Source organism: Clostridium sp., assembly GCF_036569345.1.
GTDB lineage: Bacteria > Bacillota > Clostridia > Clostridiales > Clostridiaceae > Clostridium_AD.
In genome coordinates, this window is the sequence record NZ_DATCQT010000077.1 from 1 (window position 1) to 10,921 (window position 10,921).

The 10,921-nt window shown below is 31.8% G+C and carries 9 protein-coding genes; 5 read left to right on the forward strand and 4 right to left on the reverse strand.

Annotation, left to right across the window (positions count from 1 at the left end):
• Nucleotides 1-21: 21 nt before the first annotated feature.
• The 3 genes from VIM70_RS07860 to VIM70_RS07870 all read right to left on the reverse strand — a co-directional run bounded on the left by VIM70_RS07860 (nt 22) and on the right by VIM70_RS07870 (nt 4,372).
• The gene (locus VIM70_RS07860) at nt 22-3,030 is read right to left on the reverse strand and encodes a Tn3 family transposase (protein WP_331945199.1); all 3,009 of its coding nucleotides are present in this window, start codon (nt 3,028-3,030) and stop codon (nt 22-24) included.
• A 250-nt stretch (nt 3,031-3,280) separates the two neighbouring features.
• Entirely contained in the window at nt 3,281-3,739 is a 459-nt protein-coding gene (locus tag VIM70_RS07865) for a putative immunity protein (protein ID WP_331945200.1), read from the reverse strand.
• 57 nt (nt 3,740-3,796) lie between these two features.
• A complete protein-coding gene (locus VIM70_RS07870) occupies nt 3,797-4,372 on the reverse strand; it encodes a recombinase family protein (RefSeq protein WP_331945201.1) in 576 nt (191 codons plus the stop codon).
• 1,102 nt (nt 4,373-5,474) lie between these two features.
• Here VIM70_RS07870 and VIM70_RS07875 point away from each other — a divergent pair.
• From VIM70_RS07875 to VIM70_RS07895, 5 genes are all read left to right on the forward strand, one after another.
• Nucleotides 5,475-6,959: a spore germination protein gene (locus VIM70_RS07875; RefSeq protein ID WP_331945202.1), complete on the forward strand. Its 1,485-nt coding sequence runs from the start codon at nt 5,475-5,477 to the stop codon at nt 6,957-6,959.
• Nucleotides 6,952-8,040, forward strand: coding sequence for a GerAB/ArcD/ProY family transporter (locus tag VIM70_RS07880; protein ID WP_331945203.1), 1,089 nt, complete (start codon nt 6,952-6,954; stop codon nt 8,038-8,040). Before VIM70_RS07875 ends, VIM70_RS07880 begins: the two co-directional genes overlap by 8 nt.
• Nucleotides 8,033-9,166, forward strand: a complete 1,134-nt coding sequence (locus VIM70_RS07885) for a Ger(x)C family spore germination protein (protein ID WP_331945204.1) — start codon at nt 8,033-8,035, stop codon at nt 9,164-9,166. The genes VIM70_RS07880 and VIM70_RS07885 overlap by 8 nt, the downstream gene beginning before the upstream one ends.
• A gap of 57 nt (nt 9,167-9,223) precedes the next feature.
• Nucleotides 9,224-9,862: a hypothetical protein gene (locus VIM70_RS07890; RefSeq protein WP_331945205.1), complete on the forward strand. Its 639-nt coding sequence runs from the start codon at nt 9,224-9,226 to the stop codon at nt 9,860-9,862.
• A 240-nt stretch (nt 9,863-10,102) separates the two neighbouring features.
• Nucleotides 10,103-10,243, forward strand: coding sequence for a hypothetical protein (locus VIM70_RS07895; protein WP_331945206.1), 141 nt, complete (start codon nt 10,103-10,105; stop codon nt 10,241-10,243).
• A gap of 381 nt (nt 10,244-10,624) precedes the next feature.
• On the opposite strand, the gene VIM70_RS07900 is transcribed toward VIM70_RS07895, so the two are convergent.
• Nucleotides 10,625-10,921, reverse strand: a 297-nt coding sequence (locus VIM70_RS07900) for a transposase (protein ID WP_331945207.1), incomplete at its 5' end; no start/stop codon positions are given.

A 10,921-nucleotide genomic window follows, 5' to 3' on the forward strand; every position in this document is an offset into this window, starting at 1 on the left:
GGGACAGAAACGGCAATAGAATTACCTTTTATTACCAAATAGTTTTTTATTCATTGGTTGCAATGGTCTCAGCTTTCCAGATAATATTTCTTTTGCTGAGTCAAATGAATAATGCCCTACAATATTTATATGATCATAGCCAAGAGGAGAAAGTCGTTTTACGTCATCTAAATTCACGATATACCCTGCATTTCGAATAGCATCTAAGGCTTTTTCCATATAGACTGTATTCCAGAGGATAATAGCGTTTGTAACTAACCCTAATGTATTTAATTGATCTTCCTGACCTTCACGATGAGGTTGATGAATCTCTCCTTTCTTGCCATATATAACGATTCTTTTAAGCCCATTTTCCGATTCCCCACGATTTAGTTGTGTCAAAATACGCCTGCGATAATTCTTGTCATCCAAAAATGACAGTTCGTAAGTGGTCTTAAAAATTCGTCCGAATTCGCCCATTGCACGACCAAGCATAGTTGGCTTCCCGCCTCTTTGTAACATTTTTATAAGATTTGTAGGATTTATGGTTCCAAGTTTGAGTGAACCAGCGACCCTAAGCATATCATCCCAGGACTTAATTATAAGTTCTTCACGTAATTTGTGTTTAGATAGACTATTCAATACACCATAGTCTGCATTTGGATCAAATCGCCAAAGCCTTGTACTTCCTATATCAGCAAGACGTGGGCTAAAGCGATAACCCAATAATGCAAATAATCCAAATATAATATCACTGTATCCGGCGGTATCTGTCATTATTTCACGAGGTTTAGACGTTGTCTGTTGACCTAAAACCAATTCAAGTAAATATAAGGAATCACGGATAGTTCCTGTAATAACAAGTTTATTTAGTCCAGCAAATTGGTCACTGATAAGATCATAACTTGTTATGCCACGTCCAATGCCGAAATAACGTGGGTTGGGACCTGCATAAATAGTTTTTGGTGGTACAACAAATCTAATTCCATCTGCAGACGCAACATCCCCTTCACCCCATGATTTAGCTAAAGTCATCTTAGAGATATGATCAGCAAGGACAGCATTTGCCTGTGTAATTGTCTCTGTACGAAAATAGTTTTGTTCCACCCATGTTAATCTGTCATATTCCAGTGCAGGTATGCCTGGCTGAACTACGGGTCCAAGTCCGATATTACATGCCTTGGCTATGAAAATAGCACATATGCTAACAGACAAATCTTTGATTCTAGAATTACCTTGACTTATATGAGTAAATTGGTCTGTAAATCTGGTTAATGCAGTTATCTCCATTAATAATCCTGGTAAATCTGTATTGGGCATTAGAGATTCAATCTGCTTCCTCAACAATACTAAAGACTTTGACTCTTCAAGTCGGTTAATGTGAGAGAGAACAATTTTTTCCTTACCCTTAATCATCTCAACTCGAACTTCTGGATTATCATCCCAATTTTTAATTGTATTCTTAAATGCAATATCCAAGTTTTTCTTTAATGGATTCAACGATTCTTCCGCATTCGAAGGCCAACCTAATGTGCTTAATACCTTGCTTTTAACACTTTCCCAAGCTGGTCCCTGTAAAAGTTTGATTCTTGGATCATTGTATCTATCACTTTTTTCTAGATAGATATCATAATTTTTAATACCTTCAAGCATTTTTTCTATTGCCCAGAAAGTATAAGGACAAGAGCTTATCATATCCCCTTTAAAAACAACTCTTTTCCAACTTGCTGAAATTCCCACAGTGGGTGCATCCGCAAACTTATTTTTTCTGGTCTTTGACTCAACTTTCGAAAGAAAATCCCATGCAGCAAGAGCAGGTTGTCCTGCTGCTGATGCCCTAAATTTAATAGTGGCTAAAAGTGCTGGAAGAAATCTACGAATGGAAGTATAATACCTAAAGAGTTCTTTGTACTCAACAGTCTGATCTATTGGTCTCGTAAGAGTATCTATCATTCCAATGGCCAATTTTAACCGTTCTTTGGGTATGCTTGAAAATATGGTTTTTCGTATTGTTTCATCGGGTACCTTTTCATCCAACAACAACAAACAAGCTCTACTGAGTTCTCGTGCTGAGCTGTCCAGATCTTTCAAAGATCGTAGTCTTTCTTTTTCTCCTTTTCTGTTTGCACCATTGAATAAAGTTGAAAAATATCGTTCCATATAGTCGATGATATCATCTTGGGAACTGGTAGTATATGTTATAGCGAACGCAACTAATGTTGCCATGCGACGTTCATCTGGCATCCTTTCAATGGTTTGAGCTCTAGCGATTGAAGCATACCGGGATAAAACAGATATTCTTCCTATAGGTATTCTGGATATGTTCCATTGATAAGCTCCTATTGAATAAATCATTTTAAATCGTTTAATTGCTTTTAAAAATCCACTAGGAGACTCATGTGTTACAGACTGTCTAAGCATTTCTAAACCGGTTTTATTTTTAGCATCTACTATAAGCAATTTTTCAAGTATTTCTCGTTGATTGGCATCCGGAAGAGAAGCTAGTTTATGCCATAACCTTGAGGTTGCACGTTCACGAATTTGAGATATAAGCCTTTCTAAAACTGTAGCACCAGGTAATAATATATTTTGTTCTATTAACCTGGCCATAGTAAGGTCAAAAACAACACTTGGACGTTCGGGTGCTAGCCAAAAGTGATTATATAGCCAACGGACTAACATAAAATGGTGAGGCTGTTTCATAAAATCATGATATCCGTATATTTCCCTAATTTCTTGTGTGTGATTTCTAATAGTTCTGCTATTCCAATAATCAGACAGAGCATTTACATCAATATCTAATTGCTGAGCCACATATACAGAAACATTATCGGGTACATTTGCCGGTTCAGATAAAAATGTACCCAAAAATCTCACCGTTCCAAGTTGTATGGCAAATCCTAAACGATTAGAATCACTTCGCAGTTGAAAAATAATCATTCTGTCTTGATCATCCAACCAAAAGTATTTTGCTAGTTGATCTGATCCAAGTTCTTCAGTAAACTTACCGTATCGAGCTTTCTGTTCACAGGTCAAAAAATCCGCAGACATTAAAACATCTCCTGTCAAAAATGATGTTATTTAAGAATTAGTAATTTTACTAAAAATTACTGTATCCAATCTACTAAAATAGCTATTGGAGTAATAGGAGCATTTGTGTACTGAAAAATAGTTACTATAATAAAATCTTTAATATCTTTGGCGATCATAAAGAAAAATGAAGTTGCTACCTTGTTTAGTTAATGAATATTATAAGAATGATATGTAATAAATTTACCATAGATTATGCTCATTTTATGTGCTACAAAAATTTCTTCAATTCATTAAGTTGCCATTCTCGTTCAAAGGTTATAGCGTCGATATCATTTGAACTAATTAAGCCTATTGTTTTTATTGCATAATCTGATGCTACCATTGCATGTTCTCTCATATGTCCACTTGATACTGCTTGACCAACTACTCTTAATGCTGTTTTCTTTATTTCCGAATCGCACTCACGAGCAATTTTATGAATTTTAAAGCCAGCCTGTCTTACATCATACATCCTCGCTTTACCTGTCTGCCATAATTCATTTACTATAAATCCACCAACTATTGCATCTATCGAATTATAATCTATATCTACAGTATCCAAAATATGTTTTGCCATGAGTAACGACCATTTTGCTAAATCTACTTGGTTCATTTTTTCATATAGTTCATCAATTTTCGCCCTTAATTCACTATTATCTTTTATCTTTATTTTCACTTTTGTTGGCATAATACACCTCCTCAAAATATGAATAATATTTGCTTCACAATAAAATACGAATCTGAATTAGCTTTCAAATATAGTGGTACTGATCTCTTCTATTACCTTGTATAGAGTCGGTTTTGTGATACTAAACATATCACACAGGTCTTTCACTGTTGTTTTTTTCTGTTGATACAACTCATATAGAGCCTTTTTTTTATTATCATCAAGTTTGGGTTTTCTACCACCCTTTCTTCCTCTGGCTCTCGCTGCTTCTAATCCTTCTTTTGTTCTTTGGCTTATTAAATCTCTTTCAAATTGGCTTATTCCAGCCATAAAAGTAAACATCAATTTTCCTTGAGGTGTTGTGGTATCTAACCAGCTTTCTTTTAAGCTTTTAATATTAGCACCCTTCCTCTCAATCTGATCAACTAAGCCAAATAGATCTTTTGTACTCCTACTTAACCTTGTAAGATCTGATACTAATATAACATCACCTTTTCTTAATTTATCTAGTAGCCTATTTAATTCTGGTCTATCTGCTTTTGTTCCAGTTATTTTTTCTTGTATTATTTCTTCTGCACCTGCAGAATTTAAAGAATCTAATTGTCTATCTAAATTTTGTTCCTGAGTACTTACTCTTGCATATCCAAATTCCATGATTCAAACATCCCTTCATAGTAATCTATATTAATATGGTAAATTAAACGGTTAAATCAGTCAATATATTTACTATGAATTATTTACTAAGTTTATTTACTATTCAAATGGCTTATCTTCATTTTTATATTTACCCAATGAGAAAGTAAAATAAACGAGCGTTTGATTTACCGTCTCGTATAGGTAGAATACGTTTATGCTTGTTACAAATAGCATGGATTAATATGGTAATTCTATTGCCGTTTCTGTCCCATTACTACACAACCCCCTATTAGATAAGGCAAGAGAACTTGTAGTTGCTTCATTTAAGTACAGAAAGCACTTTGACCAAGAACATCCTGAGTATCATATAAACACATGGGATGCTGGATGGTATCAAATAAAGGGGTTATTAAAGGCTTATATGCCAGAAGAACTAAAAGAATTTAATATTTTATATAAGCAATTTGAGGATAGAATGAGACCATTGGTTTATGAGTTAGGTTTTTTGTATAAATAGGGTTAGCTAATTAGCACTTTCAGGAAGTTATATAGTAAATAATTAAAGCAGTATTGTAAAGATAAGACTTTATAGAAACAATCTCACCAACAAATTACAAAAGTATGATAGTACAGTCATTAGAATGTTGGTAGTAATAGAAAAAAATAAGTACATTTAAAATGTACTTATTTAAATAAATCTACTAAAATTATCTTGGAATCATTTGAATTATATATAATAATTATTATATATAAATTTCGTCTAATTTAAAGTGATATGACCAACTTAGTTATACAAGGTTATACGTTATGTTAAATCAAAACTTGCTATTATGTTGTATATCATTGATATATTTGAACAAAGGTAGAGTTATCAACGCTTTGAAGGGTTTAGTCCAGTTTAACACAATATCCTTTGTGTTAAACTCAAAATAACTAATAACAAACTAATTGAACGGGTTTACTTTACATATATTTTTTTATGACAGGCGAATTTATTATCTTAAGTAAATAGCTTTTATTTTGGAAGTAGATTTGTATTATAGTAATATTGCTTATTCTAAAAAATAATCTATGTATAATTTTTTTATATATTACTAATGCTATGAATGGTGATATATATATGAGTAAAGATAAAAATACAGACACAAACGTAAATTTATATAGTAATTATGAAAAAAATTATTCATTAATTGATGAAACTTTAAAAGATTGTCCCGATATTATAAGACGGCAAGTTATTTTAAATTCAGGAAAAAAAGGTTGTTTCTTTTTTGTTCAAGGTTTATGTGATCTTGATCTTTTTCAAAGAGACTTTATGACTCCTTTACTTAATTTACAAAAGTTAGACTCTGAAGAAATTAAATATCTTTCTAATAAGCTCCCCGTAGCGGGACTGACCTTTCCAATAATAATTGATAAGATAATACAAGATATATTAGCGGGAAATGCAGTTTTTATATGTGACGGATTAAATACAGGAATTTCATGTACCCTAAAAAAATATGAGAAAAGAACCATCCAAGAGCCAGAAGGTGAAAAAAGTGTAAGAGGAGATCATGATGGCTTTATTGAAGACCTGGCAACTAATATAGCTACTATACGACGAAAATTAAAAACTCCCAACCTTAAATTTAAGGACTTTATTATTGGAAATGTATCGCATCAAACAGTCTCTGTAGCATACCTTGAAAATATTGCTAATCCTAATTTACTACAAATTATTTCTGACAAAATAAATCAAGTAGATAGTGACAGTTTTATAGCAATTGGATATTTGGAACAAATTATTGCGGACCATCCAAATTCTATTTTTCCTCAATACCTTGCTACAGAAAGGCCAGATAAAGCTATAGCAGGATTATTAGAAGGTAAATTTATAATAATGCTTCAAGAAACATCCTTTGTAATGATAGCTCCTGTAACTTATCATGCCTTCACTCAAGCACCTGAAGATTATTCAACCCATTGGGTAGGAGCAAGTTACCTACGTATTCTTCGTACGTTTGCAACATTAATAGCATTTTTTCTTCCAGGCATATATATTTCATTACTAAGCTTTCATTACTACATGATACCGCTGCCTTTACTAGTCCAACTAGCACAATCCAGAGCAAAGGTACCTTTTCCTCCTGTTATTGAAGCATTTATGGTTGAATTTATGATAGAAATGGTAAGAGAAGCTTCAATTAGACTTCCATCTTTTATAACTGCATCTATTAGTATTGTTGGAGGATTAATAATAGGTCAGACAGCTATACAGGCTGGAATAGTAAGTAACCTTATGGTAATAGTAATTGCTACTTCTGCCATTGCAGGCTTTACCATGCCTACTTATGATTTAGGAATTTCTATTAGGCTTGTTAAATATGCCATTATGATAACCTCATCAATATTTGGTATTTTGGGTGTAATCATTCCCATGGTAATGTTACTCGCACACCTAATAGTATTAGATTCTCTCGGAGAACCCTATTTTCAACCTATAGCGCCTTTTAAATTTGGTGATTTAAAAGACACCTTTATAAGAGCTCCAATTAGGTATTTGAAAAAAAGGCCAGATATAGCGAACCCACTAGATAAGGAAAGAGGGAAGAAGAATGGATAAAAGGAAAAACAATATTACCTCTGCTCAATTGATGGGACTTATTGTATCTATTCAAGTAGGTTCAGGTATTGTTGGCTTACCAAGTGATTTAGCTACAGTTTGTGGCCATGATGGTTGGATCTCAGTATTAATATATGGAATAATTATAACTGCTGTAATTGCACTGATAATAAAGCTTATGAATAGGTATAACAACAAATCTATATATGAAATAAATAAGTTCTTATACGGAAAATACCTAGGTGGTTTGTTAAATTTACTTATAGTTCTATATTTGTGGTACAGCGTATGTCTATGTTTAAGAAGTTATATAAATATAATACATATTGATTTATTAAGATCAACTCCTTCATTTGTACTATGTGTTTTTACTTTAATACCTACTTGCTACCTAGCATGGTACGGATTAAAATATATAACAAGATTTGCACAAATGATATATTTTTCAATTGGTTTCTATCTTATTTTGTGTTTACTTGTATTTAGTGACTTAAGATTGAATTTTTTAATGCCAATTGCCCAAAGCGGTATAGATGGTATAAAGGCTAGTTTTAGTCCTTGTATTTTTGCATTCCTGGGTTATGATGTGATTTCGATTATATACCCAGAAATTACCAACAAACAAAAAGCCATGAAATTTGCTATAGGAGCTAATACAATTACCACTATATTTTATATAATTATTGTTCTCGTTATTACGTCTTTTTTTGGAGAAGAAATGCTAAAAAAAAGTATAAATCCAATGATTAAACTATCAAGATCTTATAGAGCCCCAATAATTGAAAGAATGGATGTGCTATTTATATCTGTATTGCTACCAGCAATGGCTATGTCGATTGGCGGATATTTTTCTGTAACCTATTATAGTATACGTAAACTATTAAATCTAAAGAAAAAGGCTATATACCTAATTGTATTTACCTCAATAACAATATTATTAAGTAATGTACCTAAAAGTATATCAAATATTAAAGTTTACACTAATATTATGACGATATCCGGAACTATATTTTCAATATTTTTAGTCATATGCTACTTATTTTCTTTCATTCGAAAAAAAGGAGTGAATCCACATGTATAAAGGAATAAAAAAAATATTTCTATTATTAATTATTATTCCATTTATACTTTGTGGTTGCTGGGATGAAGTAATAGTAGAAAAAATTAGTTTTCTGACACTAATAGGTATAGAGCGAGCTCCTCAAGGAAACTTAAAGGTTACCTATGGCATGCCCCTAATTGACCCAGATATTAAAGGTTCTAGAGTAGAGCTTTTAGATACTCAGACTAATTTACTAAAGCTGTCTACGGAATTTTTTAATAAAAGGGCCAGTAAGGAACTGTTGGCAGGTAAAATCCAGCTATTTTTATATTCTAAAGAGCTTGCTGGAGAAGGACGTATAGCTGGTATTAATTCAGTATTAGAAAGGGATAAAACAAACGCAATGCTTACATGGATTATTGTTGTTGATGGAAGCCCTAGAAGTTTAATACACCAATCAGAAGAAAATTTTAAGGATAAACCTATAACATCTGCATATGTGAATTCGCTTCTTGAGCGTGCGGTTAGAACTGGGATCATCAATGAAACAAGAGTTTTCAAATATGACTTAATAAGCATGGCCCCAGGTATTGATAATACAGCTCCAATGCTTAAGATTACTGATAATTCTATTGAAGTCACAGGTTCAGCCTTATTTTCAGAAGAAAAAATGGTTGGAAGTATAAATGCACAAGATAGTGGACTTTTAATGGCAATGATGAAAACTTTAAAACATAAAACATATGTCTACAATGCTTGTATTCCGGCTAGCGCTAATGAAACTTATAGTGAAAGACTAAGCTCAGCTATTCACCTTAGTCAAAACAGTAAAAAAATAAACATCTCAATTAAGAATAATAAACCTGTAGTAGATATCTATTTAGACTTATCTGGATATGCTGATGATTATAAATGGGATCATTTAAATAATCAAAATGAAGTAAAAAAGGTAAGTGATTATGTACAGGAGCAACTCAGGCAAAATTGTCAAAAATTGATTGGGTACATGCAAAGTAAAAAAAGTGATCCAATCGGTATAGGTGATATGGTAAGAGCCAAGTATAACAGCTACTTTAAAAAAGTAGATTGGCATACGGAATATAAAGGGGCAAAAATAACCGTTCATGTAAAATTTAATTTGGTCGAATATGGGGATATACAATAGTTAATTTAAACATAGCAAACACTGTATTTTAATTTATATATATAAAGGAGAATTTTAATGGAAAATAAGATTATATTTAAAAATATTTATCATAGGCGTTTAAAAATACCTGATGAAAAAATTGAAGAATTAAGAACGATGTTAATAAATGAGTACAAAGAACATAGTCCAATTTCTATAACAAAGTTCATTAAGTTGATAACAGACAATCCTGCACTCCCTACTTTTAATAAAATACAACAATGTTTTAAAACTTCTTCATTCAAAAAAATATTCATGAATGGTTCATTAGGCGTTACTATAAATCAATCAAACAAATATGATGATAAATGTACCGAAGAAAAAAGATCTGATATATCGAAGGAAATAGCCCAAATATACGCAAATAATAATAATATAATATCAGAACATATACTTAAAGAAAATAAGTTATATCCGACTTATATTAAATGTTATTTTACCTCTATCGGTGAGGCTTATAAATTGGCTGGTATTAAGGCAACATACACTAAACCCCATCATATAACTAAAGACGAATTTATAAATCTGTTCACTAAATTAATTCCTGAGTTTTCTAAAAATAATGTCCCGTTTAGTTTAGAAGAATTAAGAAAGCGTGGTCTTACACACTATTATATAAATATGTACTTTGGTGATCTTTATAGTCTATTAAAGTCTTTTAACATTTCTATCTGAACTGTATGTAAATTAGTTATTTCATAAACAAAACCCATTCAACATAATATCTGTTATATTGTATGCTTTTATTATATTACACTGAAAACATTCATTATTGGCTTACAGCCAATACCCAAAAAAGTTAAAATATAGTAAACTAGAGAGGCTGGAACATAAAAGTCCATGCAATAAAAAATACGAATGTATGTTTACAAAATGCTAACAATAATATAGTGCAATATAACTGAGGTGATGTTATTGGAATTAGAGTGGAACCAACAAAGAGTAACAGCTGAGATTATGAAATACAAAGAATTATTAGATGAGGCAATTATAACAGAAGAAGAGTTTTCTGTTAAAGAAGAAGAATTATTGTTTTTTATTAAGAAAAATACTTAAAATAAGTATGCAATAATAAGGAGCTTAAAAGTTTGGCTTCTTTTTCTTGTTTTTCAGACAAGAAAGCTTATTTTTTTCTGTAATTTGTTTTGTTAGTCATAAAATGAATAGGTTCGGATTCAGATGTTGAGCCGATAAGAGCTATCATCTTAAGTATATACTTAGACGACGGTAGCTACGAAAGTTGCTCAATGTCTGAAACGAGCTATTGAACGATGCCGCGTTAGCTCTACTATGGAGATTCAATCTTTCTCCTCTTTCTGAAATTAGTTTTAACATTAAGACTATTAACTGTAATTTCCACAATTGTATCCATAATCCTTATTATTTTAGATTGTCTGCTAAAAATATACGCACTTTCCCCCTCCCCTAAATAAGATTTTATGCTATTTTATTTATTTCTCCTGGCGGAGAATAGTTTTGGCGATTCAACTTCTCTTTTGTAACCATTTCTCCCTTTCCACAGCAAGAACAAATATTTATATCTATTCCTGTCAGCTTAAAAAGAAGTTCTGCTGCATTTAACTTAACTTCTGAATTTTGGTTTTTACTTTCTACTGCACCTGTAAGTTCTTTGCATCTTTGAAGTTTAGTTGATCTATTCCTATTGCTTAAAATTCCATAGTGTCTAATTTTAACAAACTTTCTTGGTAAAACATGCATCAAAAATCTTCTCAT